Source organism: Litorilinea aerophila, from assembly GCF_006569185.2.
Classification (GTDB): Bacteria; Chloroflexota; Anaerolineae; order Caldilineales; family Caldilineaceae; genus Litorilinea; species Litorilinea aerophila.
On record NZ_VIGC02000014.1, the window covers coordinates 1 to 24,536 of the forward strand.

At 64.7% G+C, this 24,536-nt stretch carries 18 protein-coding genes and 1 pseudogene; 13 read left to right on the forward strand and 6 right to left on the reverse strand.

Translation table 11 applies throughout. The features are described from left to right. Nucleotides 1-625: 625 nt before the first annotated feature. Nucleotides 626-1,603, reverse strand: a complete 978-nt coding sequence (locus tag FKZ61_RS23980) for a hypothetical protein (RefSeq protein WP_141610394.1) — start codon at nucleotides 1,601-1,603, stop codon at nucleotides 626-628. 254 nt (nucleotides 1,604-1,857) lie between these two features. Between FKZ61_RS23980 and FKZ61_RS12160 the strand changes: the two genes are divergently transcribed. The 6 genes and pseudogenes from FKZ61_RS12160 (at nucleotide 1,858) to FKZ61_RS12185 (ending at nucleotide 10,447) form a co-directional block, all read left to right on the forward strand. Beyond that, nucleotides 1,858-2,871, forward strand: coding sequence for a LacI family DNA-binding transcriptional regulator (locus FKZ61_RS12160; RefSeq protein WP_141610395.1), 1,014 nt, complete (start codon nucleotides 1,858-1,860; stop codon nucleotides 2,869-2,871). 244 nt (nucleotides 2,872-3,115) lie between these two features. Further along, nucleotides 3,116-4,453: an ABC transporter substrate-binding protein gene (locus FKZ61_RS12165; protein ID WP_141610396.1), complete on the forward strand. Its 1,338-nt coding sequence runs from the start codon at nucleotides 3,116-3,118 to the stop codon at nucleotides 4,451-4,453. A gap of 220 nt (nucleotides 4,454-4,673) precedes the next feature. Beyond that, nucleotides 4,674-5,594, forward strand: coding sequence for a carbohydrate ABC transporter permease (locus FKZ61_RS12170; protein ID WP_141610397.1), 921 nt, complete (start codon nucleotides 4,674-4,676; stop codon nucleotides 5,592-5,594). A gap of 3 nt (nucleotides 5,595-5,597) precedes the next feature. Beyond that, nucleotides 5,598-6,545 (forward strand): carbohydrate ABC transporter permease, encoded by a 948-nt coding sequence (locus FKZ61_RS12175; protein WP_141610398.1) that lies wholly within the window; start codon nucleotides 5,598-5,600, stop codon nucleotides 6,543-6,545. A 21-nt stretch (nucleotides 6,546-6,566) separates the two neighbouring features. After that, nucleotides 6,567-8,945 (forward strand): glycoside hydrolase family 3 N-terminal domain-containing protein, encoded by a 2,379-nt coding sequence (locus FKZ61_RS12180; RefSeq protein WP_141610399.1) that lies wholly within the window; start codon nucleotides 6,567-6,569, stop codon nucleotides 8,943-8,945. Between the two features lie 362 nt (nucleotides 8,946-9,307). Continuing rightward, nucleotides 9,308-10,447, forward strand: a pseudogene (locus FKZ61_RS12185) (mandelate racemase/muconate lactonizing enzyme family protein). 133 nt (nucleotides 10,448-10,580) lie between these two features. On the opposite strand, the gene FKZ61_RS12190 reads toward FKZ61_RS12185, so the two are convergent. Both FKZ61_RS12190 and FKZ61_RS12195 read right to left on the reverse strand, forming a co-directional pair. Further along, nucleotides 10,581-11,027, reverse strand: a complete 447-nt coding sequence (locus tag FKZ61_RS12190) for a hypothetical protein (RefSeq protein ID WP_141610402.1) — start codon at nucleotides 11,025-11,027, stop codon at nucleotides 10,581-10,583. 21 nt (nucleotides 11,028-11,048) lie between these two features. Beyond that, nucleotides 11,049-12,641 (reverse strand): hypothetical protein, encoded by a 1,593-nt coding sequence (locus FKZ61_RS12195; RefSeq protein WP_141610403.1) that lies wholly within the window; start codon nucleotides 12,639-12,641, stop codon nucleotides 11,049-11,051. 369 nt (nucleotides 12,642-13,010) lie between these two features. On the opposite strand from FKZ61_RS12195, the gene FKZ61_RS12200 reads away from it, so the two are divergent. From FKZ61_RS12200 to FKZ61_RS12225, 6 genes are all read left to right on the forward strand, one after another. After that, on the forward strand, nucleotides 13,011-14,588 hold the full coding sequence (locus FKZ61_RS12200) for an ABC transporter substrate-binding protein (protein WP_141610404.1): 1,578 nt from the start codon (nucleotides 13,011-13,013) through the stop codon (nucleotides 14,586-14,588). A 470-nt stretch (nucleotides 14,589-15,058) separates the two neighbouring features. Beyond that, on the forward strand, nucleotides 15,059-16,009 hold the full coding sequence (locus tag FKZ61_RS12205; protein ID WP_211358532.1) for an ABC transporter permease: 951 nt from the start codon (nucleotides 15,059-15,061) through the stop codon (nucleotides 16,007-16,009). A 59-nt stretch (nucleotides 16,010-16,068) separates the two neighbouring features. Next, nucleotides 16,069-16,986: an ABC transporter permease gene (locus FKZ61_RS12210; protein ID WP_211358533.1), complete on the forward strand. Its 918-nt coding sequence runs from the start codon at nucleotides 16,069-16,071 to the stop codon at nucleotides 16,984-16,986. Nucleotides 16,987-17,043: 57 nt separating this feature from the next. Next, a complete protein-coding gene (locus tag FKZ61_RS12215; RefSeq protein WP_141610405.1) occupies nucleotides 17,044-18,042 on the forward strand; it encodes a uroporphyrinogen decarboxylase family protein in 999 nt (332 codons plus the stop codon). A 36-nt stretch (nucleotides 18,043-18,078) separates the two neighbouring features. Then, entirely contained in the window at nucleotides 18,079-19,269 is a 1,191-nt protein-coding gene (locus FKZ61_RS12220) for an acyl-CoA dehydrogenase family protein (protein WP_170199627.1), read from the forward strand. Nucleotides 19,270-19,360: 91 nt separating this feature from the next. Then, a complete protein-coding gene (locus FKZ61_RS12225) occupies nucleotides 19,361-20,023 on the forward strand; it encodes a ComEA family DNA-binding protein (RefSeq protein WP_141610407.1) in 663 nt (220 codons plus the stop codon). A 102-nt stretch (nucleotides 20,024-20,125) separates the two neighbouring features. On the opposite strand, the gene FKZ61_RS12230 is transcribed toward FKZ61_RS12225, so the two are convergent. From FKZ61_RS12230 to msrP, 3 genes are all read right to left on the reverse strand, one after another. Continuing rightward, a complete protein-coding gene (locus FKZ61_RS12230) occupies nucleotides 20,126-21,613 on the reverse strand; it encodes a PQQ-dependent sugar dehydrogenase (RefSeq protein ID WP_141610408.1) in 1,488 nt (495 codons plus the stop codon). A 337-nt stretch (nucleotides 21,614-21,950) separates the two neighbouring features. Next, nucleotides 21,951-22,637 carry a protein-methionine-sulfoxide reductase heme-binding subunit MsrQ gene (locus FKZ61_RS12235; RefSeq protein ID WP_141610409.1) on the reverse strand — a complete coding sequence of 229 codons (687 nt, stop codon included), beginning with the start codon at nucleotides 22,635-22,637 and terminating at the stop codon, nucleotides 21,951-21,953. 17 nt (nucleotides 22,638-22,654) lie between these two features. Then, entirely contained in the window at nucleotides 22,655-23,671 is a 1,017-nt protein-coding gene (gene msrP / locus FKZ61_RS12240) for a protein-methionine-sulfoxide reductase catalytic subunit MsrP (protein WP_141610410.1), read from the reverse strand. Between the two features lie 344 nt (nucleotides 23,672-24,015). Here msrP and FKZ61_RS12245 point away from each other — a divergent pair, with 344 nt between their 5' ends. Then, nucleotides 24,016-24,522 (forward strand): DUF2231 domain-containing protein, encoded by a 507-nt coding sequence (locus tag FKZ61_RS12245; RefSeq protein WP_141610411.1) that lies wholly within the window; start codon nucleotides 24,016-24,018, stop codon nucleotides 24,520-24,522. The last annotated feature ends 14 nt before the right edge of the window (nucleotides 24,523-24,536 follow it).

Below are 24,536 nucleotides of genomic sequence, written 5' to 3' on the forward strand. Positions count from 1 at the left end.
ACGACAGAAACCCTCTACCTTTGCGTTTTATTTTCAGCGACAACGGGCGGGTCACGGACCCCACTATCTTTGCACTGTATTTTCAGCCACAGATCTCACGGATTACACCGCATCTGAGGATGCTCACTCCGCCACTGGCCAACCATTGCGACGCGGGGTCGGCATCCTCAGATGCCGACCCCGTCGCTGTGCAGCCGTTGCCGTCCCTGCACCTGTCCGGATTGGGTGCAACACGTGCGTAGGGCGGATCTCTGGCCCGCCGTGGGTGGCTGGTTCGACAGCGGGCGGGCACGGGGGCCCGCCCCTACGGAAACGGGCACCAGGTCGTAGGCGGTAGGGCGAATCATGATTCGCCCCTACATATGGCGCAGCCGTCGTTATCCTTTCATCCGCCTGGGTTGTGTGGATCGGATCTGCAAAGATAGTGCCATTGATGACTCCCCTGCAAAAAGGGCATTTTTGAACGCAAAGGCGCATCTTCAGATGCGGTGTAATCCGTGGAACCTGTGGCGGAAAACTAAAGTGCCAAGATAGTGACAATTGAGACCGCAATGAAAATAAAGAAGAGGGGGGGACGCTCCAGAGCGTCCCCCCCTCCTGCTTGAACCTTTGGATTGACCGTCGGTTACAGGCTGGTCAGGTCCGAGGAAGTCTCAGGCTGGTAGTTGCTGCCCTCCGGGCTGGGCGTGCCCTGTTGCGGGGCAGAGCCCGGGGCAGACCAGCCCCGCCGGCCATCCCGCTGGAAGCCCCGGGGGCCGAAGTCCCCCCGGCCGCCCCGGCCGAAGCCATAGGGTCCGAAGCCATCCTGCCCGAAGCCGTCACGGGCGCCTCGGCCAAAGCCGAAGCCCGGCCCGGGCTGGCTCAAGATCTGGTCGGCCTGCTCCTGGGTGATGACCCCTTCTTCCACCGCCTGCTGGATGGTCTCCTCGTAGACGGCCCGCAGGCGTTCCTGCAGGTTGCTCTCATCCAGGTAGCGGCGCAGCGCATGGCGGGCCTGGATCTGGTCGGCCTGCTCCTGAGTCAGGAGGCCGTCCTCCACCGCCTGGGCCAGCAGGCTGGCGAAGGCCTCATCCTGGGCCGTCTGCAGCTCGTCCACGGTGATGCCCAGTTGCTCCGCCAGCAGGGCCTGGAAGTCGATGGTGCTCACGTCTACCCCCAGCCGGGCCAGGGCAGCGCCCACACCCCGGAAATCCCGCAGGCCTGGCGAATCCCCGGTGATCTGGGCCAGGATGCGGTCGGCCTGGGCCTGGGTGATGAGCCCGTCATCCACTGCCTGCTGGACGGCTGCCTCCTGGGCCTGGGTGACCGCGGCCTGGAGCTCCTCCAGGGTGACGCCCAGGGCGTCGGCCAGGGCCTGGGCGTGGTCCGCACGCTGGATGCCGAAGGGGACTCCGGCGCCCTGCTGGCCCATGGGCCCCATGCCCCTGTGGCCGCGACCGGAGCGGCCAAAGTCGAGCTGCTGGACCGACTGGGCGGTGGCGGTGTCCTGGGCCTGGGCGAAGGCCACGCCCTCGCTGGCGCTGATGCCTGCCAGGGCACCGGCTGTCAGGGTGAGGGCGGCGGCTCCGCCCATCAGCAGTTGCTTCCATCGTTTGTGGGTCATTGTGACGCTCCTTTGCTACAGTACCGTTACAGTACCAATTGTAAGTGACTTCATTTTGAGAAACTGGCGGGTCTCCAGGACCGGCCTGGGCCCGTTTCTCCGCTCCCCGATTGGGAACACTTCCAGTATAGCCAGGGAATTTTTAGAACTTGTGAAGAGGATCTTCGAAAAAAATGAGGGATTGACAGGGGTGGGGAAATGGCCTATAATGGCGGCAACGAAAACGTTTCCGATAACGTTCCCAGCTACCCATCATGCATAAATCCACCATTACCATTCGTGATGTCGCCAAAGCGGCTGGCGTCTCTGTCTCTACGGTTTCGCGCGTCCTCAACGACCGGGACGGCGTCTCTCCGACCACCTACCAGCGGGTTCGCCAGGTGATCGAGGAGCTCAACTACGCCTCCAACCTGGCCGCCCGCAGCATGCGTCTCCAGCAGACGGGGGTGATCGGCGTGGTGGCGCCGGATCTGCGCAGCGCGTTCACCCTCCAGGTCATTCGGAGTGTCAGCGCCGCGGTGGAGGAGCGGGGCTATGAGCTGCTGGTCTTCACCAGCAGCCGGGTCGATGGGGAGGAAGATCAGGCCCTGCGGGAGCAGCGCCACGTTCACCTGCTCAACAGCGGCCTGACCGACGGCACCATCGTGCTCACGCCCCACGCCACCACCTTTCCTTCAGAGCGGCCGGTGGTGGTCATCGACCCCAACCGTCACGGCGTGGAGGTGCCGGCGGTCCTCTCCACCAACTACGCCGGCGCCCGGGCTGCCATGGCCTATCTGTTCGAGCTGGGCCACCGGCGCATCGGCTTTGTGGGAGGGCGGCCGGATCTCCAGAGCGCCGTGCGCCGTTGGGAGGGGTACCGGGACAGCCTGATGGAACAGGGAATATCCCTGGATCCGACCCTGGTCTGTCGGGGAGATTTTACTCGGGAGGGGGGCTATGCCTGTGGCCAGCGGCTGTTGAGCCTGGCGCAGCCGCCGACCGCCATCTTCGCCGCCAACGATGAGTCGGCCATCGGCGTCCTGAAGGCGGCTCGGGATCTGGGCGTCCCGGTGCCCCAGGCCCTGTCGGTGGTGGGTTTCGACAACATCACCGAGTCGGCCTGGACCACGCCGCCGTTGACCACGGTGGATCAGGCGTTGGAGGGCATGGGGCAGGCCGCGGTGGATCTGCTCTTTGAGTCCATGGCCGGAAAGCCGGTGGCGGCGGTGCACAAGGTGGCCACCGAACTGGTGATCCGGGAATCGTGCGGGCCGCCCGCTCGGTGAGGGGGACCCGGTCTGTGGATGGCCGGCCACCTCCCTGTTGGCTCCCCGTCTGCCCTGCCCGGCCGGCTTCGCGTGGCCGTTTGTTCACCTGGGTAAATCCCGGCAGCCCTTCGTCGACGCTCTCCTGTCTTCCTGGGTCGTCCTGGGCTGTCGTGTATTTACATCGTGGCGTGCAGTTTGGTGTTGACTCTGCTGTTCCACGTTCCCTCAATCGTTCTCGTAGGATATTGAAAAGGAGGTTTCCATGTCTACCCCAAATGCCAAGTTGAGCCGGCGTCGCTTCATGCAGATGGCCGGCATGGTGGCCGGTGGCACCGTATTGGCCGCCTGTGCGCCTTCCGCCCCTGCTCCTGCGGCGGGCGGTGAGGAAGGCGGCGCTCCGGCAGCCGAGGCCATCAACCTGACCTTCTGGGGCTTTGCCACCAACCGCAACAAGTGGTATCAGGCCCTGGCCGAACGTTACAAGGAGGAACACCCAGAGGTCTCCATCGATATTCAGGAGATCGCCTACGAGGAAATGCACAACAAGGTGGCCACCACCCTGGTCGCCGGCACCGGCGCCCCCGACATCGCCGACATCGAGATTTCCCGCTTCGGCCAGTATGTGAAGGGTGAGCGGGTCGGCTTCGTGGCCCTGAACGACCAGATCGCGGAGATCGAGGACAATCTCTACCTGCGCTCGGCCCTGAGCCCGTGGAGCTGGCAGGGCAAGTACTACGGCATCGGCAATGAGCTCAACGCCTGCCTGCTCTTCTATCGCCACGACTTGCTGGAGGCCGCCGGGATCGAATATCCCTTTGACACCTGGGAAGGGCTGACCCAGGCCGGCCAGCAATATGTGGAGGCCACGGGCAAGAAGTTTGTCTCCCTGGCCATCGATTCCTGGGACTACTGGTGGATCATTGCCCAGGCGTTCAACGGATTCTTCGACTCCGACGGCAACCCCTCCTTCGACAACGAGGGCGGCGTCCGGGTCATGCAGATGCTGGCCAACTGGCGCTGGGAGGATGAGATCGCGGTCCAGCGGGCCCAGGATCAGGCCTTCTACGGCCAGATGATGGCCGACGAATTTGCCATCCACATGGGCGCTCCCTGGATGCAGGGCTTCATGAAGGACAATGCAGCCGAGTTGGAGGGCAAGTGGGAGATGCAGCTCCTGCCCCTCTTCGAAGATGGCAGCGGCGCCCGTAGCGGTACCCACGGCGGCACCGGCACCTGCATCACCGAGCAGAGCCAGCACCCAGACGTGGCCTGGGACTTCATCCGCTTCTGCAACCTGACCAATGACGGCGTGTTGCTGGGCTTCGAGATGCAGAACCTCTTCCCCACCTGGAAGCCGGCGTGGGAAGATGAACGTCTGCAGTTCCAGGATCCCTACTTCAACAACCAGCGGCCAGCCGATTTCATCACCGAAGCTGCCCCCCACATGCCGCCCCTGAACAATTCCCCCTGGTGGCCGGAAGTGACCGATGCTTTCGAGCGCCTGGTCATCACGCCAGTCCTGTCGGAAGAAACCAAGATGCCCGTGGAAGAGGCCATGGCCAACTGCCGGGCCGAGGTCGACAAGTTGATCGGCGCATAGCAGGCTGCAATAGCTTATAGATCGCGGGGTACCAGCAGGAAGGGCCCTGGCCTACTGGTGCCCCGCCCCCCTCGGCTCGAATGCCATCTCAACCCACAGGGTGGAAGGGTGCCCGATTCTCAGAGCTGGAGATGCAACCTGATGGCCAGGGGAGGCAGCCCGGTGGAACGGGGCCCGTTTGGGGGGAGGTAAATTTTTAGACGATGAGGAGGTATTGCGAATGGCGGTCCAGGCACAGGTGAAACCGGTCCGCTGGGGCGAGTGGTGGTACCGGCGCCAGCGACAGATTGCCCCGTACGTTTTTGTGGCGCCCTTCTTCATACTCTTCGCCGCGTTCTTTCTGTATCCCGTGATCTATTCCTTTCTGCTCAGTTTCCAGGAGCAGACGGGCCTGAGTTCGCCCAAGTGGGTAGGGCTCCAGAACTATCAAACCCTGTTGCAGGATGAACGTTTCCTGCGTTCCATCTGGAACACCACCTACTTTGCGCTGGGTAGCGTCTTCATCCAGTTGCCGCTGGCCTATTTGCTGGCCCTGGCATTCAACTCCCGCTACGCCCGGCACCTGACCCACCTCTATCGGGTGGGGTTCTTCTTCCCGGTCTTGACTTCCGCGGTGGTGATTTCCCTGATCTTCGTGCTGGTGCTGGACAAGGACTACGGGATGCTCAACGCTGCGCTCCAGAGTATCGGCCTGCCTGCCATTCCCTGGCTCTCCTCCACCCGCTGGGCCATGCCGGCTGTGATCATCCTGGGCGTGTGGACGTGGACAGGCTTCAATGCCTTCTACTTTTTGGCCGGGCTTCAGGGCATCTCCGACGAGGTGATCGAGGCGGCTATGATGGATGGCGCCAATGCCGTCCAGATTCAGACCCGCATTGTGATCCCCTTGATGCGACCCATCATCATGTTCGTGGTGATCCAGTCCATCATTGGCTCCTACAGCCTCTTCACCCAGCCCTTCCTCCTCACCAACGGCGGCCCGTCGGATGCCACCCTGACCATGGTGATGTACCTCTATTTCACGGGCTTTCGCTTTTTCAAGCTAGGCTATGCCTCGGCCATCGGCTACAGCCTGGTGGTCATCATCCTGGCCCTGTCGTTGATCAACCTCTATTTCTTCCGCGGCTTTCGGGAGGACTGACCCATGGAGACTATTGACGTAACACCCATGGTGGAGACGCCAGCCCGCCGCCGGTTTCAGATGGGGATGCGGACATCCAACCTGTTGGGGATGATCGTGGTCAACGCCATCCTGCTCTTTGGCATCTTCCTGACCGCCGCACCCTATTTCTACATGATCGTCTCTACCTTCAAGCCCAACACGGAGATCTGGAGCTGGCCCCTGACCTTCTACCCCAAGAGCCTGGTGGATCCAACCCTCTACCCGGACAAGGTGACCAACGTCCTGGGGCTCAACCTCTACCTGGAAAATTATCGCTACCTCTTTGCCGAACTGCCCTACGTCCGCTGGATGATCAACTCCCTGGTGCTGGCCACCGGCCGGTCGGTGCTGGCCATCTTTCTGTCCTCCCTGGCGGGCTTTGCCTTTGCCAAATATGATTTCCGTTTTAAGCATGTGGGCTTTCTGCTGGTGTTGGTCAGCATCATGTTGCCCCTGGAAGTGTTGCTGGTGCCCCTGTTCATCGAGATGGCCACGTTAAAGTGGCTGAACACCTACTGGGCCATCATTGTGCCCTTTGCGGTGGTTCCCTTCTACATCTTCCTCATGCGCCAGTTCATGATCCAGGTGCCCAACGAGTTGATGGACGCGGCCCGCATCGACGGCTGCACCGAGTTTGGCATCTTCTGGCGGGTAGTGGCACCCGTCTCCAAGCCGGCTTTTGGCGTGCTGGCCATCCTGGCCTTCAACGCCGCCTGGAACGACTACCTGTGGCCCCTCATTGTGCTGCAGGACAAGATGCTCTACACGGTCAACCTGGGCATCGCCGTGCTCTATGGCCCCTATCAGACGCCCTTCGGCTCCATCCTGGCCGGTTCCTTTTTGGGGACCTTGCCCATCGTGGCCGTCTTCCTGCTCATGCAACGCCAGTTCATCGCCGGCCTGACCGCGGGCGCCTTGAAGGGCTTGTAATCCACAGGATATCGGACAACCATGACCGACCACACCACTGCCACACCCATCTATCGGAACCCTGCCCGCTCTCCCCAGGAACGGGCCCGGGATCTTCTCTCCCACATGACCCTGGAGGAGAAGGTCGCCCAACTGACCAGCGTCTGGGTCTACGAAGTCCTGGATGACCTGGCCTTCTCCCCCCAGAAGGCGGCGGCCAAACTGGGCGACGGCATCGGCCAGATCACCCGGGTGGCCGGCGCCAGCAACGCCGCACCACGGCAAACTGCCGAACTGGCCAATACCATCCAGCGCTACCTGGTGGAGCAGACCCGGCTGGGTATCCCCGCCCTGATCCACGAGGAATGCTGCAGCGGCTTCATGGGCCGGGGCGCCACCTGCTTTCCCCAGATCATCGGCGTGGCCAGCACCTGGGAACCGGAGCTGGTGGCCCAGATGGCCGCGGTGATCCGCACCCAGATGCGGGCCGTGGGCGCCCACCAGGGCCTGTCGCCTGTGCTGGACATCGCCCGGGATCCCCGTTGGGGACGGCTGGAGGAGACCTTCGGCGAGGATCCCTACCTCACGGCCCGCATGGGCGTGGCCTATGTCCAGGCCCTGCAGACCGACGACCTGCGCCAGGGGATCGTGGCCACAGGCAAGCACTTCCTGGGCTACAGCTTCACCCTGGGCGGCCTCAACTGGGCCCCGGCCTTCATCCCGCCCCGGGAGCTGTGGGAAGTCTTCATGTTCCCCTTCGAGGCCGCCATCCAGGAGGCGGGCCTGGCTTCCATGATGAACGCCTACCACGAGCTGGACGGCATTCCCTGCGGCGCTTCCCGGGAGCTGTTGACCGAGATCCTGCGGAATCAGCTGGGCTTTGACGGGCTCGTCGTCTCCGACTACATGGCCATCAACCAGTTGGTGGACTACCACCATTACGCCCGGGACAAGACCCACGCCGCCCACCTGGCCCTGCAGGCCGGCATCGATGTGGAGCTGCCCAGCCGGGACTGCTACAGCGACGCGCTGGTGGAGGGCGTCCGCACCGGCGCGGTGGATCCGGCCCTGGTGGACCAGTCGGTGATCCGGGTGCTGGAGATGAAGTTTGCCCTGGGCCTCTTCGAACATCCCTACGTGGACGAGGAAGCGGCCCCCCAGGTCTTTGAAACGCCGGAACAGCGCCAGCTGGCCCGCACCATTGCCCAGAAGTCCATCATCCTGCTCAAGAACGAGGGGGATCTGCTCCCCCTGGACCGGCAGCCGGGCACCATCGCGGTCATCGGCCCCAACGGGGACAGCATCCGCAACATGCTGGGCGACTATAGCTACCCGGCCCACATCGAGTTGCTGGCCCACCTGCAGGAGCGGGGCGGCATGGACACGCCTATCCCCGAGTCGTTGACCCTGGAGGACATCTACCCGGCCATGAAGAGCGTGCTCCAGGCCATCCGGGAGAAGGTGGGCGAGGGCAGCGAGGTGCTCTACGCGCCCGGCTGCGGGGTGAACGATTCCGACACCTCCGGCTTCGACGAGGCAGTGGCGGTAGCTCGCCGGGCCGACGTGGCCATCGTGGTGGTGGGCGACAAATCCGGCCTGACGCCCGACTGCACCTGCGGCGAGTTTCGGGATCGGGCCACCCTGCACCTGCCCGGCGTGCAGGAAGAGCTGGTGCGGGCGGTGGTGGAGACGGGCACACCCACGGTGGTGGTGTTCATCAACGGCCGCCCGGTCTCCAGCCCCTGGATCGCAGCGCACGTGCCGGCCATCGTAGAGGCCTGGTTCCCCGGCGAAGAGGGCGGCCCCGCGGTCGCCGATGTGCTCTTCGGGGATGTCAACCCGGGGGGCAAACTGCCGGTGACAGTGGCTCGCTCCGTGGGCCAGGTGCCTATCTTCTATGCCCACCGGCCTTCGGGCAGCCATTCGTTCCTCTATGGCGACTACGTGGACGAGACGGTGGCGCCCCTGTTCCCCTTCGGCCATGGGCTCAGCTACACCCGATTTGAATACAGCGACCTGGAGATCACCCCCGAGCCGGTCTCGACCGACGGCACTCTGCAGGTGCGCTTTACCCTGGCCAACGTGGGCGAGCGTCTGGGCGACGAGGTGGTCCAGCTCTACATCCGCCTGCGGGGGGCCAGCGTCACCCGGCCGGTGAAGGAGCTGAAGGGCTTCCGGCGGGTGACCCTGGAGCCGGGCCGGCGGGTGGCCGTCACCTTCGACCTGCCCATCCCCGCGCTTTCGTACCTGGATCCGGCCATGGAGCGGGTGGTGGAGCCGGGCGAGCTGGAGGTGATGGTGGGCAGTTCGTCGGCGGACATCCGCCTGACGGGCCGGGTCCAGATGGTGGGCGAGAAGATCTGCCTGGGCCGGAAGCGTCCCTTCTTCAGCACGGCCAGGGTGTCATCGCTGGACGCGTAGCGCGCAACGGCGCAAATAGGCCCATGTGGTGTGGTACGTAGCCGTGCACAGGTCACGCATCCTTGCGGGACAGGGGTGCAGAAAATGTGCTTGCACCCCTGTCCGGCCGGGAGGCCGAACCTGCGGTGGGGCGCGTGAACCCGCCTGCTGTGCCCCTCGGATGGTGGGACCCCATTCAACCGTGGGACATCCATTCGCCCGAGGACGAGGCATGGAAATGCCTCGCTGGGGCAGGAAATCCCTTGAAAACGGATTCAAGCCGGGGGGCATTCGCCCCGTTGAGTGCGTTTCAACGCACTGGGGGTGTGCCGGCCGATGATTTCAATCATCGGCCCAAGGCTGCACCGGTTAAGGGAGGCAGGATGAAGATCGTCGATCTGAAGACCTTTGTGGTGGGTAATCCCTGGAAGAACTGGGTCTTCGTCAAGCTCTACACCGATGAGGGGCTCACCGGCCTGGGGGAAGCCACCGGCGGCCTGGCCACCAAACCGTCCCTGGGGGATGTGGAAGAGCTGCGCCGACACGTCATCGGCGAGGATCCCCGCCATCCGGAGCGCGTCTGGTACAAGCTGCACAAAGCCCGTTTCCTGGGCACCTCCAAGGGGATGAGCGCTATCGAGCAGGCCTGTTGGGATATCCTGGGCAAGAGCCTGGGGGTGCCCTGCTGGCAGCTCTTTGGCGGCAAGCACCACCAGCGGCTGCGGGTGTATGCCAACGGCTGGTACCGGGGCCCACGCACGCCGGAATCCTTCGCGGAGCGGGCAGCCCAGATGGTGGAGAAGGGCTACACAGCCCTGAAGTTCGATCCTTTCGGCGGCGCCTACCAGCAGATCGACCCGGAGAGCGAGGACCTGGCCATCGCCATCGTGGCGGCCGTGCGGGAGGCGGTGGGGCCCCGAGTGGACATCCTCATCGAGGGGCACGACCGCTTTACCGTGGGCACGGCCATTCGGGTGGGACGCCGGCTGGAGGAGTTTCGCCCCATGTGGTTTGAGACGCCGGTACGCTCCTACGACCTGGCCGGCCATGTGGAGGTGGCCCGCTCCATCCGGGTGCCGGTGGTGCTGGGCGAGGCCTTCCACGAGCTGCGTCAGTTCGCGGACCTGCTGGCCTACCGGGTGATCGACATCATCCAGCCGGAGCCCTAGACCCTGGGGCCGTCCCGGGCCCGCAAGGCCTTCGCCATCGCCCAGGCCTACGACGCGCTGGTGGCCTGTCACCAGGCCCAGAGTCCCTTCTGCACCGCCATGAACGCCCACCTCCATGCCTCCATCCCCAATTTTCTCATCCAGGAAAACTTCGACGATTCCCTGGAGCCATGGACCTGGGAGTTGCTCAGCGGCGTGCCCCGGGTGCAGGATGGCTACCTGACCGTGCCCGACACCCCAGGCTGGGGCGTGGAGCTGAACGAGGAGGAGGCCCAGAAGCACCCGTACAGCGACACCTATTTCCTGCGCCTTTTTGAGGAGGGATGGGAGACCCGGCGCCCGCCGGGTGAGTAGGGCGTATGGGTGGGGCGGGCTGGTGCAGTGGCCTGTTTGCATCCGAGGCAGGCGATGGACGCGAAACGGCGGGAGGGGTCAACACCTCCCGCCGCTTTTATCGTGCGTGCTGCAAACCCGGGTGGGCGGCCGGTTATTCGGCCACCGGGCGCAGGCCCAGGTAGACCTGGCTGCCGCCCAGGGTGCGCAGGATCCGTTCCGGCGGTAGCCAGGGCAGCAACTGATGCAGCTCGTTGGGCGAAAGGGGCGTGTTGTTGTTGGCCAGGAAGACCCGGAAGCAGGCCGAGGCCAGGGGCAGCCGTTCGTTGATATAGTCCGGGTCGTTGGCGCAGCGGGTGCGCAGACATTCCCGCAGGGCGTCCGTTTGATGGACCTCGCCCGTGTCCGGATCTACCCAGTCCACATTTTCGGTGTTGTGGTGATCGGCGAAGCGCTCCCGGCATTCGTCACAGAGCTGATCCCGCAGATACAGCCGGAAGTCGCGGCCGCTCTCTTCCCACCATTCGTAATCGATGTGGAACTTGGTGTCCACCGTGGGCCGAAACCGTGTGAGCGATCGCAGGGCTAATTTTTGACTCATGCTTCTCTCCCGTAGGTTGGCTCAGGCCAGGCTAAAGAAACCGCCGCCCATGTCCTGGAACTTGCGATTGGCGATCAACTGGTAGAAGATGGGGCCGGGGGGACAACGGCGCAGGATGTTGACCGCGCTGTAGACGGTTTTGGCGTGCACCGTCCCTTGGGGGCTGAGCTTGGTCAGTTCCGGCACAATCTGATCCACGATGGTGGCCAGGTCCACATTGGCCTGGTGAAGTTGTTGCCGCAGCGCGTCGATGGCTTCGGGATCCTGTTCTGCCACGATCAGGTACTCGTCGTACTCGCAGGCCACCGGCACCTTGTTCATCTCGAAGACCAGCCGTTGGGTCTCGGGGTCCACGCTGGCGATGCGGGCCCACTCCCGCTTGGAGCGACGGGTGCGGTAGTCCACCACGATTTCGTCGGGATTGCTGGTGCGTTCCAGCGTGATGAAGGCGCCCACTGGCAGCGCGTGGTCGTCCATCCACTTGGCCAGGCCGGCCACATAGCGCCCGTTGTGGACCACCCAGCCCGTGTAGTGGGTGCCCCAGCGGCCGTCGATGAGGGTGACCAGCGAGCGCCCCTCGTTGCCGGCCGGGAAGAAGCTGCGGGTGCGCCCGTTGAGGGGCAGGGTGCCGCAGCGCCGGTGGGGGTAGGTCAGGGTCAGGGTGGTGTTGGGGACGATGCTGGGCAGCTCGCTGCTCAGGCTGCTCTCGCCCCATTCGTCGTCCAGCTCCCATTCCAGCTGCAGCAGCTCCACGCTGAGCAGGGCCCGGTTGTAACGGACGGACGTGGGCTGCAGCACCAGGGGGATCTGCACCACCTCCGGCGGTTCCAGGCGCTTGAGGAACCAGAGGCGCTGATCTCCCCGGCGCACCGGGTCGAAGCGTTCGTCCTTGGACAGCGCGTGTTCCAGGCTGATGATCTGCATGGCGTGGCTGACGTTGTCGTCCAGCTCGATCTCCGCCAGCAGCTGCTCCGCAGAGAGGGGCTCTCCCTGGACCTCGATCATGGCTTCGGCGATGTTGAGGTGGCCGATGTGGACTTCGGCCAGCATGTCGGCCAGCAGCCAGTTGCCGTCCACCTCCACAAACTCGTCGCTCCGTTCCCCCTCCTCCAGCGCGTAGAGGATGCTGTCCTCGATGTCCTCCTGGTAGAGGGCGTAGATCTCCTCGGGCGAGAGCAGCGTCTCCTGGCTGAGGAGCTGGTCGCCGTTGGATTGGTTGAGGCGATGGGGGGTCTTGAGGCTGGCCGCAAACTCCCGGGTGGTGCCGTTATCGGGGAAGCGTACCTTGATGACCTCGAACTCCCCGTGTTCCGGGTTCTGGCCGGTGCGGATGTCTACCACCTCGCCCAGGGCAAAGTCCAGGGCCGGGAAGACCAGACGCTGGCCGACTTCGTAGTGTTCACGCGGCAGGTAAACCGTACCTTTGGACAGCTCCGACTCGATCCTGGCATTTTCTCGACGGAGATATTCCTGGATGAGGGCAATGGCCAGCTCTTTGAGCGTTTTGGGCGATTGGGCATCCAGGAGTAAATTGTAGAGAAAGTCCAAATCGTCTGAGGTGACCTCAAACTGGTCGCGCCAGAAAGCTGCTGTTTGGGTTTGGCGTTGCAGCACGCTTTCCTCCTATATGGTCGATGGATATCTGAATCCGATTGTCTGGATCAACTGAATTAAACGCCTGTATGTGAGCGCTCCTGCCTGTGTGTCGTCCCAGGATTGTATCACAGCCATCTGGCTTTGCATGCCACGGCAGGGCGTCCGAAACCGTCTAAAACCGCAACCTGCAATTATAGCAGTGCCCAGAGGGTAATTCAAAAAACAATGTTGCCAGGCTGAATCAATTTGAACACATCCCCTATTAAGTTTAGAATTAGGAGGCGGTGTCATTTTGACAACACAAAGCCTGACGTCCGTTCTCATCGTCGGGCCAGCAACTCCCCCCACGGGCTGGCCTGGTCAAGGATCCCACCAAGGAGGGGAACTATGCAATCCAGATGGACCCTTGTCGTAACCGTCCTGCTCCTGCTGGCCATGATCGGCACAGGATGCGCTGCGCCGGTGCAGCCTGCCGGCGCCCCGGCCGCACCCCAGGAGGCCGCTGCCGAACCCGCAGGCCCCCGAGCCGGCGGCACCCTCACCCTGTCCCTGGGTGAAGACTTCGTCACGTTCCATCCCTACTTCGACGTCACCAACCACAACATCAAGCCCACCTTCTTCGAGGCGCCCATCCGCATCAGCGATGAGGGTACCTTTGAGCCCTGGCTGGCCGAATCCTGGGAGGAAAGTGAAGACGGCCTCTCCATCACCCTGCACCTGCGCCAGGGCATCAAGTTCCACAACGGCCGGGAAATGACCGCCGACGATGTGGTCTGGTCGGTGGAGTATGCCATGAACGAGGAGCTGGGCCACCACCTGAGCGACCGCTTCCAGACGGCTTCGGGCGCGGAGAAAATCGACGACTACACCGTCAGGATCAACTACAGCGAGGTGACCCAGTCCAAGCTGGACGGCATCGCCCGCCTCTACATCTTCCCCCAGGAAGCGGCCGAAACCATCGAGACCGTGCCGGTGGGTACCGGTCCCTTCAAGTTCGTGGAGTGGGTGCCCGGGGACCAGATGGTGGCCGAGCGCTTTGAGGATTACTGGCGGGAAGGCCTGCCCTATCTGGATCGGGTGGTAGTCAAGCCCATTCCCGACGAGCAGGCCCGCCTGGTGAACCTGAAAGCCGGCAGCATCGAGGCCCTCATGGGCGTCCCCCTGATCGACAAGGCCGCCCTGGAGCAGGAGCCGGGCATCGTGGTGGGCCAGACGCCGCCGGGCTTCGGCTTCTATGCCTTTATCATGAATGTGCGCACCCCGCCCTTTGACAATGTGCTGGTGCGCCAGGCCATGAACTACGCCATCGACCGGGACAAGATCATCCAGACCGCGTTCCACGGTGAGGCCATCCCGGTCAAGGTGCCCTACCCGCCCACCTCCTGGGCCTACGCGCCGGACCTGGAGGATTACTACACCTACGATCCGGAACGGGCCAGGGAGCTGCTGGCCGAGGCAGGCTATCCCGACGGCTTCTCCACGGAGATGATGATCCGGGGGACCGGCGGTCCGCATCTGGACATCGCCCAGGTCTACCAGCAGGACCTGGCGGCCATTGGGGTTCAGGTGGAGCTGCTGCCCACGGAGCTGCCCCAGTACTGGCCCAAGCTCTTCGACGGTCAGTTCGCCATCGTCTCCCACGCCACGGGCGAGGCCACGGTGGATCCCAGCGGCCTCTTCGAAGGCGCGGCCTGCTGCCGGCCCTTCCGCAACTTCTTCGGCATCACCGAGGACGATACCTGGTTCCCCGAATACCGGGACGTGATCTTCCAGGCCCGGGCCGAGTCGGACCAGGCCAAGCGCAAGGAACTCTACCACCGGGCCCTGGAGATTCTGCTGGAGCAGGGCTGGACCATCCCCGTGGCCTGGCAGCAGGATGTTTACGCCCACCGGGATTACGTGAAGGACTTCCGCACCGACATGGATGGGCTCATCTGGCTGGGCGAGACCTGGCTGGACAGGTAGCCATACCGAGAGGTGTAAATGCGCCCAGCGGGGTGTGGTGCGCCGGCCGTTCACGTGCCACATCGTGGGGCCGGCCTCCCGGCCGGGCATGGGCGTCAGGTAGAGGCCTACGGCCGTGGGCCTCTACCTGACCTTCAGGGTTCCTGCCCCGCGGCGGTGTTTTGGCAGTGGACCTGTAGTAAATCCCGGCAGAAATTCGCCGACAGGTTCCACCAGAGGTAGAGCTGCCGAATTTCTGCCGTGGTATTTACGCCAGACTGTAGTCGTAAATCCCGGCAGAAATTCGCCGATAGGTTCCACCAGAGGTAGAGCCGCTAAATTTCTGCCGTGGTATTTACGCCAGACTGTAGTCGTAAATCCCGGCAGAAATTCGCCGACAATATCCACCAGAGGTAGAGCCGCCGAATTTCTGCCGTGGTATTTACGCCAGACTGTAGTATCGTTGATACAGCACAGGGGAGGCACAGAATTTGGGTCAATATGCCCTGAGACGGCTGTGGCAGATGGTGCCGGTACTGTTCATCGTCTCCATGGCCGTCTTCTCCATCATCCACCTCATCCCGGGGAACCCGGCTGAGATCATTGCCGGCCCCAACGCGACGCCGGAACAGGTCCAGGCGCTGGAACAGCGGCTGGGGCTGGCTCGCCCCATCTGGACCCAGTATCTCATCTGGCTGCGCAATGTGTTGACGGGGGATTTGGGCACTTCCTACATCAACAAATACCCGGTTCGCGCCCTGATCGCCCAGCGGATCCCGGCCACGGTGGAGCTGGCCCTGGCGTCGGCCCTCATCGGCGTGCTGATCGCCTTTCCCCTGGGCATCCTGGCCGCCCTGCGCCCCGGCAGCATCTTCGACCTGATTACCACGGCCTTCTCGGCCCTCTCTTTCGCCATCCCAAGTTTTTATCTGTTGGTCCTCCTGATCCTCCTCTTCAGCCTGCAGCTCCAGCTTCTGCCGCCGTCCGGCCGGCCGGACTTCAGCGAAAACCCGACCCTCTACCTCAAGTCCATCCTGATGCCCGCCCTGACCCTGGGCATCAGCGTGGCAGCCAAACTGATGCGCTATCTGCGCTCCTCCCTGCTGGAGGTGCTGGACCAGGAATACGTGCGGACGGCCCGGGCCAAGGGGCTGCACCAGCGGGTGGTGATGTGGCGCCACGTGTTGCCCAATGCCCTGATCCCGGTGGTGACCATCCTGGGCCTGCAGGTGGGGGACCTCCTGAGCGGAGCCATCATCGTGGAATCCATCTACGCCTGGCCGGGCATCGGCCGGCTGACCATTCAGGCCATCGGCTGGCGGGACTATGCCCTCCTGCAGGCCAACGTCCTGTTTATCGTTTGCGCGTTTCTCCTGGTCAACCTCCTGACCGACCTGACCTACGGCCTTCTCGACCCACGCATTCGGCTGGATCGACAATGAAACAGCGTCCAACGCCCTCTGTCTCGCCAGGATCCGCCCCCCGGGGATCCATGCCCTCCGTGGCTGGACCCACCCCAGATCGCCCTGTCGGGGCAGCGGCCATGCCGGCCCAGGCGCTTTTGCGCCCTTCGGAAACCCTCTTTTCCGCCGCGTGGCGGGCTCTGCTGCGCCACCGCTCGGGCATGGTCGGCCTGCTCATCACCTTGACGCTGCTGATCCTGGCCCTCAGCGCGCCCCTCCTCGCGCCCTACGACCCCCTGGAGATGCACGCCGCGGACAAGCTCTCGCCGCCCTCCCGCACCTACCTCCTGGGCACCGATGAGTTTGGCCGGGACCTCTTCAGCCGGGTGCTCTACGGGGGGCGGGTGGCCTTTAGCGTGGGCACCATTGCCGTGGTCATGGCCTCCATCCTCGGTGTGAGCATCGGCCTGGTGACGGGCTACACCGGGGGGTGGCTGGACGCGGTCAGCATGCGCTTTTTCGATGCCCTGCTGGCTTTCCCGGCCATCCTGCTGGCCATTGTCATCCTGGCCGTCCTGGGGCCGGGCATTTTCAACGCCATGCTGGCGGTGGCCATCGTCAACATCCCCGTCTTTGGCCGCCTGACCCGGGCCAATGTCTTGAGCGAAAAGCATCGGGAGTATGTGGAAGCGGCCCGGGCCGTGGGGGCACCGCCAGGGCGCATCCTGTTTCGCACCCTCTTGCCCAATATCCTGGCCACCCTGCTGGTCCAGGCCACCGTCTCCTTTGCCGAGGCGGTCCTGCTGGAGTCCTCCCTGAGCTTCCTGGGCCTGGGCGTCCCCCTGCCGGCGCCCTCCTGGGGCTCCATGCTCAGCATCGGCCGGGGCTACATGCTCTACTCCCCCTGGTACGCCATCGCACCGGGCACCGCCATCATGCTCCTGGTGCTGGGCGTCTACCTGCTGGGGGACGGCCTGCGGGATGTCCTGGATCCCCGCCGGCAGAAAACCTTGTGATGTTCCAGCCAGTAGATAAGTACCGTCGACAAGCAAAGCCAAAAAGGAGTTTCTGACATGACCTCACCCATGACCCACTGGGAACGGCTGCGGGCCGCCGCCCAGGGCGCGCCCGTGGACCACGTGCCCATCAGCCTGTGGCGCCACTGGCCCCACGAAGACGCCACGGCCGAAGGCCTGGCCAACGCCATGGTGCGCTGGCAGCGGGAGTGGGATTTCGACCTGGTCAAATTCATGCCCACCGGCACCTACGGCGTCCACGACTGGGGCGCGGCCACCGAGTACGCGCCCGGCAACGTGGGCACCCGGGTCGTCACTCGCTTCGGCGTCACCGCCCCGGACCAGTGGCCCGAGCTGGAACAACTGGACGTGGGCCGGGGGCAGTACGGCCAGGAGCTGGAGGCCCTGCGTCTGGCTGCCCAGGCCCTGGACAACAGCGTCCCCATCCTCCAGACCCTCTTCAGCCCCCTGACCACGGCCCGCAAGCTGGCCGGGGACCGCATCTTCGCCGACCTGCGCCAGCATCCGGACGAATTCAAGGCCGGGCTGCAGATCATCGCCGAGACCACGGCCCGCTTCGCCCAGGCCTGTGTGGAGGCCGGCGCCCACGGCTTCTTCCTGGCCACCCAGTGCAGCACCTACCGTCTCCTCAGCGAGGCCGAATACCGGGAGTTCGGCCAACCCTACGACCTCCTGGTCCTGGAGGCGGTGAAAGACCGGACGGAGTTCAACATGTTGCACGTCCACGGTGAGGACATCATGTTCGACCTGATGGCCAGCTATCCGGTTCAGCTCCTCAACTGGCACGACCGCCTGACCTGGCCCACCCTCCAGGAGGCCCAGGCCCGCTTTGCCGGCATCGTGGTGGGCGGCATCAACGACCGCCAGACCCTGCTCCACGGCACGCCCGAACAGGTGCGCGCCGAAGTGCAGGACGCGCTGGCCCAGACCCAGGGGCGCCGGCTGGTGGTGGGGCCGGGCTGTGTCATCCCCACCGACACCCCCGTGGCCAACATCCGGGCTGCGGTGGAGGCCGTGCGCAGCGCCCATGGCTAGTGTAGCCCTGTCCGACCGTTGGCCAGGAGGCGTTTCGTGCTGTATCCACTGACCGAAAGGCAAGAGCGTCTGGTGAAGGTGGCCCGGGAGCTGGCTGCCCGCTTTCACGAGCGGGCGGCCGACCACGACCGGGACGGCTCTTTTCCCTTCGAAAATTTCGAGGACATCCGGGCCAGTGGCTTACCGGCCCTGGTGGTGCCTGAGGAGTACGGCGGCTGGGGCGCATCGCTGCTGGAGACGGTCATGGTCATGGAAGCCCTGGCCATGGGCGACGGCAGCACAGCCCTGAGCCTCACCATGCACATGCAGACCCTGGGCGGTGCGCTGGAAAGTGGGGCCTGGCCCCAGCCCATCCTGGACGAGTTCTGCCGGGCTGCAGTCCAGCGCGGGGCGCTGATCAACGCCATCGCCACCGAGCCAGAGCTGGGCAGCCCCAGCCGGGGCGGCCGGCCCAAGACCACGGCCCGCCCCATCGTCGGGGCGGATGGGCAGCCCACGGCCTGGATCCTCAACGGCCGCAAGAACTTCGCCAGTATGAGCCCCACCCTGGACTACATGGTGATCATGGCCGCCCTGGAGGATGGCAGCGGCGGCGTCGGTCACTTTGTGGTCACGCCCGGCCCCGGCGTGGAGATTGTGGAGACATGGGATGCCCTGGGCATGCGGGCCACCGGCAGCCACGATGTCTGCCTGACCGATGTGCGGGTGCCCCACGAACATTTCATCCCGCCCCAGCGCAAGGACGAGATGGCCCCCAAGTTCAACGCCTGGTTCCCCCTGACGGTGAGCGCCGTCTACGTGGGTGTGGCGGCCGCCGCGCTCCAGGCTGCCGGCCGCTTTGCCCTGGAGCGGGTGCCCACCGGCCTGGGCAGACCCATCGCCGAGGTGGAAAGCATCCAGCGGCGGCTGGGCCAGGCGGAGCTGCTCCTGCACCAGGCCCGGGTGCATCTCTACCACACGGCGGAGCTTTGGGCGCGCTACCCGCGACGGCGTGGCGAGCTGGGGGAATCCATCATCGTGGCCAAGTACACGGCCACCAACAACGCGGTGGCCGTGGTGGATCACTGCATGCGGGTGGTGGGCGGTGCCAGCATGAGCCGACGGCTGCCCCTGGAGCGGTACTACCGGGATGTGCGGGGCGGGCTCTACCACCCCATGAACGACGACCTGGCGTTGGTGACGTTGGGGCGACAGGTGTTGGCCCAGTTGCGGAAAACTGAATCGTAGATCCCAACTGCAATTGTCGGCGGTTTCCCAGCAGAGGTAATAACATCGTTATGTAACACCAACAGTGGAAATCAAGAGGAGAAATCAGGCCATGCAATCCCCCGAGCAACAGGTGGCGGCCCGGGCCGTCACCGGAGAATTTCACCTTTTTTCCTATCTGTTGGGTCTTCTGACCGCGTTGACCCTCCTGGGGGGTGGGCTCTGGCTGATGCGACGTCCCGAGCCGCCCCCCGTGGTCCTTCAGCCTCCGCCCACGCCCCTGCCCACCGCCACAGCTACCGCCACGCCCACCCCCGCGCCCATCGTCGTCTTTGTAAGCGGCGCGGTGGCCCGGCCTGGCCTCTATGCCCTGGCGCCCGAGGCCCGGGTGGGGGATGCCATCGCCGCGGCCGGCGGCCTGCTGCCTTCAGCCAGCAGCGCTGTCATCAACCAGGCGGAAAAGTTGTGGGATGGCGCCCAGGTTCACGTACCCGATGGCAGCCAGATGGTCGTGGATGGACCGCCGGCGGGCGTTTCCGGCCTGTTGCCCACACCTACGGCCGCTGCCATGGCCCTGGGCGGGGTCCCTGGCGGTCGGATCAATCTCAATACCGCCAGCGTTGAGGAGCTGGAACGCCTGCCCGGCATCGGCCCCAGCAAGGCCCAGGCCATCATCGCCAACCGCCCCTACGCCACCGTGGACGACCTGGAGCGGGTACCCGGCATCGGCGCCAAGACTCTCGACCAGCTTCGGGACTACGTGACAGCCCCGTAAGGAGGCAAATTATACCGAATTGTCCTGCGAAGTGGCTCCCATCATTTCGTAGGTCCGGGATGGAAACCGGACCTACGAGGCCTCTTGGTTAGGCAATCAATATTATTCACCCGCGTAGTAGACCTGGTAGATCACGCCCGTGGCATAATCGCCCACGATCAGGTCCCCAGAGGGAGCCACGGCCAGGGGGAGAGGCCGGTTCAGGCCCACGATGAAATCGCTGGGCTCACCCCGGTAGGTGGTTCCACCGGCCGTCGTCTCGGGGTGCAGGGTCACCCGCTCCACGATGTGGCCCACCGGCTCCGGGCTGAAGACTTCGCCGAAAAGGGAGACGTACAGGGTGCGGTAGGCGGGTGGCCACGCCGGGTTGGTGATGTAGGCCAGGCCGTCGGCGCTGGCGTGGGCCGTGACCGGGTAGACGGGCCCGCTGTAGGGATCGCCGTCCACCCCGTCTTCCACCGGGCCAAACTGCTCCGGGAAGCCGTAGTGGTGGCCCCAGCGGATGTGGTTCACCTCGTCGGGCGCGTCGTTGAAGTCTGGGCCGTTTTCACTGGCGAAGAGCTGCCAGCGAGTTTCGCCGTCCGGGTTGTCCAGGTCCACTGGCACCGGCGCCCAGACCACGTCGTAGGCGTTGCGGACGCCCCGGCTGACCACCTCCAGGTCGGCCTGGCCCTGGCCATCCCGGGGGAAGCGGAGGATGGTGGCGTTGAGCTCGCCGCCCACCACCAGGTCATCGGTGGAGCCCAGGCCGAAGTAGATCCAGTGGTGGCCAGGTTCGCCGCTGAAGGGATCCGGATCCGGGTTCCAGGTCAGGCCGTTGTTCTGGTGGCGTCCCCAGGGCAGCCCATCGATGCGGAGGCTTCGTTCGTCGGCCACGCCGTTGCCGTCACTGTCTGCGGTGCGGTAGAGCTGCCCTCGCCCGCCGATCCAGACGGCGCCGTCCTCCGGGTCGTAGAGCAGCCCCACGATCTCGGTGAAGCCCGCCGCGTAGAGGCGTCGCCGGTCATACTGGCCGTCGCCGTCGTCATCCACGTACCACCAGACCCGGCCGCCCTGCAGACTGACCAGCATCTCCCCCTCGGGGGTGAATTCGATCTGGGTCATCTGCAGCAGGTTGTCGGCCACGGGCGCGACGGCGAAGCCCTCCGGCATCTGCAGGCCCTCGGCCAATTCCTGGGCCTGGGCCGAAGGGGCGACCGGCTCCTCCCAGACCGAATCAAAACGGAGACTTTCCAGGGTCAGCTCGCCGGCCATGTCGGCCCACTCGAAGACGATCTGGACGCCGGTGATCTGGTCAAAGGCCAGGGTCTTACCCTGGTCGTCCTTGAACTCTCGCAGGGGGATGCGGACTTCGCTGCGTCCCTCCTTCAGGCCGTAGCGGGCCAGGTTGACCGGAACCCGCCGGCCTTCCCGTTCCACCAGATAGAGGTTGGGCGTGAGGGTGCCGGTCCGTTCGGCCCGCAGGTAGAGGGTCTCGTCGCCCGTCAGGGGCCGGTCTGCATCGGCCCACTGGAGCGTCCAGCGGGCGTAGGTGGACGCGTCCACCGCCACCGTCAGGTGGGGCCGGCCGGCGCTTTCCTGGCAGGTCATCTGCGCTCCCTCGGGGTGGTCGCAACCCATCTCCAGGCCAGCCGCGCCCAGGAGTTCGGTGTCGTGGAGCGTAGCCGTTGCTGGCTCAGTGGCCGTTGAGGTTGTGGTTGATGTTGTGGTTGGGGTTGGGGTGGCGGTGGGCGTGGGGGATGGGGTGGGGGAAGGTCCCCGCCCACAGGACGCCATCAGGGTCAAGACAAAGAAGTATGGTATCAGCCGTGATAGACGCAATGGAACCTCCTGTGCGAAAAGTGTCCCTGTCAGTTTGGCACAGGAGGCAGCCGGGCGCAAGTTGGCGGCCAAGCAGAAACCACAGATTGCACAAAGGACGCGTGGCCTACCTCACTGGCTTCCTTGCGTCCCGGGGGTGTGGCCTCGTGGCGCTGGACCCGGCATGGAGGGCCGGCCGTCGGCGGCGCCGGTTGGCCAGTACGCGCCGTATCCCCGGCACCCGGACCGCCAGGAGCAGCAGGAGGAGGACGGCGTAGAGGGCCGGCCGCCCCAGGTCGATCTTGGCGACCCAAAGGTAGTGGACCACGGCCAGGCCGGCCGCCAGGTAGATCCACCGGTGGAGCTGCTTCCAGCGCCGGCCCAGGCGCTTCATCCAGCCCCGGGTGGAGGTGAGGGCCAGGGGCACCAGGATCAGGAAGGCGGCCAGGCCGGCCACGATGTAGGGCTTCTGGGGCAGGCCATCCCGCAGGATGAAATCCAGGTTGAAGCCGTAGTCCAGCCCTACGAAGATCAGCAGATGCACGCTGGCGTAGAAAAAGGCCCACAACCCCAGGGACTTGCGCACAACGGTCACCTGGCGCCAGCCCAGGATCTGGAGGGGGGTGACGGCCAGGGTCAGCAGGAGCAGGATGATGGCCGCCTGCCCCGTGCGGGTCGTCAGGTCGGCGATGGGGTTGACGCTGAGCCGACCGGCCCAAACATCCCAAAGGAGCTGGGCCAGGGGCCACAGCGCCCCCAGGTTGACGGCCAGCCAGAGCCAGTGGCGGAGCAGGGTCCGTCGCAGGGTTTCCATGGGGTTAGCTCGATGCCTCAGAAGTTGGCCCGCAGGTCCATGCCGTCGTAGAGATGGGCCACCTCCTCCTCGTAGCCATTGAACATCAGCGTCTCCCGACGCCCCAGCTCGCCCACCCGGCGCTCCGTGGCCTGGGACCAGCGGGAATGGTCCACGTTGGGGTTGACGTTGGCGTAGAAGCCGTACTCGTTGGGCGCGGCGGCCATCCAGGTAGAGACGGGCATCTTTTCCACCAGATCGATCTCGACGATGGCCTTGATACTCTTGAAGCCATACTTCCACGGCACCACCAGCCGCAGGGGCGCTCCATTGGCGTTGACCAGGAGCTTGCCATACATCCCGGTGGCCAGGATGGTCAGAGGGTGCATGGCTTCATCCAGGCGCAGGCCTTCCGTGTAGGGCCATTCCAGCCACCGGGCCTGCTGGCCGGGCATTTCATCCGGCCGGAAGATGGAGCGAAAACGGACAAAGCGGGCCTCAGACTTGGGCTCCACTTCCTTGAGCAGCTCGGCCAGGGGGAAGCCCACCCAGGGGATGACCATGGACCAGGCCTCCACGCAGCGCAGCCGGTAGATGCGCTCTTCCTGGGGAAATTTGCGCAGCAGGTCGTCGACGTCGTAGGTCTTGGGGTTGTTGACCAGGCCACCCACCTTCACCGTCCAGGGCCGGCTGTGGAACTTTTCGGCCAACCGGGCCACCCCCTGTTTGTCGGTGGTGAATTCATAGTAGTTGTTGTAGTGGGTGATCTCGTCGTAAGCGTTCAGGGGATCGCCCAATTCGTCCGTCTGTTGGCTGGCAAAGGGCTCGGCGTGGGCCAGGGCCGGGGGCAGATCCTCCAGGGGAACCGCTGAGGCGGCTGCAGCGGCCTCAGGTGCTGCCTCTGCCGCGGTTGCTCCCTCCCCAGTGGTGGGCAGGGATGGCCCGCAGGCGGCCAGGGCCACCGCACCGGCCAGCGCGCCGGCGCCCGCCATGAACTTGCGGCGGTTGAGATAGACATGTTCTGGTGTGATTTCCGAAGGTCGAATGGGAACCATGGTGATACTCTCCCTTAACTTCTCCAATGCCGATGGCCGGCAGGTACACGGCCGGGGATGGCTCCGCGGGAGCCACCCGGCGCACTCATCCTCTGCGAACAGGATGCCACATCTCTGTGAAGGGGCGCTGAAGACAGGCTTACAAATTTATTACAAGCGCTCACCTCATGTGAGATAACGACACAACCGGCGTCGCCAGATGGATCAAAAGATCCCGCTGCCGTACGAAACCAGGTTGACTTCTGCATGCAGTGTAGCCGAGGACAGGGACGGCGTCTGTGGTATGATATCCTTGTTTGGAGCCATATCAACCCACACCCACCTGACGACCAGCTGTGAACCCGATGCCCGATCTCATCACCCGTCTTCACCCCGCCGTGGTCCATTTCCCCATCGCCTTCCTGTTACTGTCCAGCGGGGCAGGGCTACTCTACCTCTACTGGCGGCCCCGACCAGAGCTTCGTATCCTCACCTGGTGGCCCATGGCCCTGGGCTGGATCGGCGGCGGGCTGGCAGTGCTCAGTGGGCTCCTGGCCCAGAGCAACCTGCCCCCCCAGCCCCCCTACGGCGCCATCCTCAACTGGCACATCGGCACAGGACTGGCCATGTTGGTCGTCTACGGCGACCTGCTCTATCGTCGCTGGCTGTGGCAGATGCGCCGGACCCGGCGCATGGAAAAGTCCCCAGGTGTCGGCTCCCACGGAACTCCTCCCCAGGACTGGCTGGATGAGCCCGGCGCGCGGCTCTGGGTGACCGGGCTGCTTCTGTTGGGCGCGGCACTGGTGGTGGCCAGCGGCTGGAACGGCGGCCGGCTGGTCTACGAATGGGGCGTCAACGTGGCCCGCCCCTGATGGAGGACGGGCCA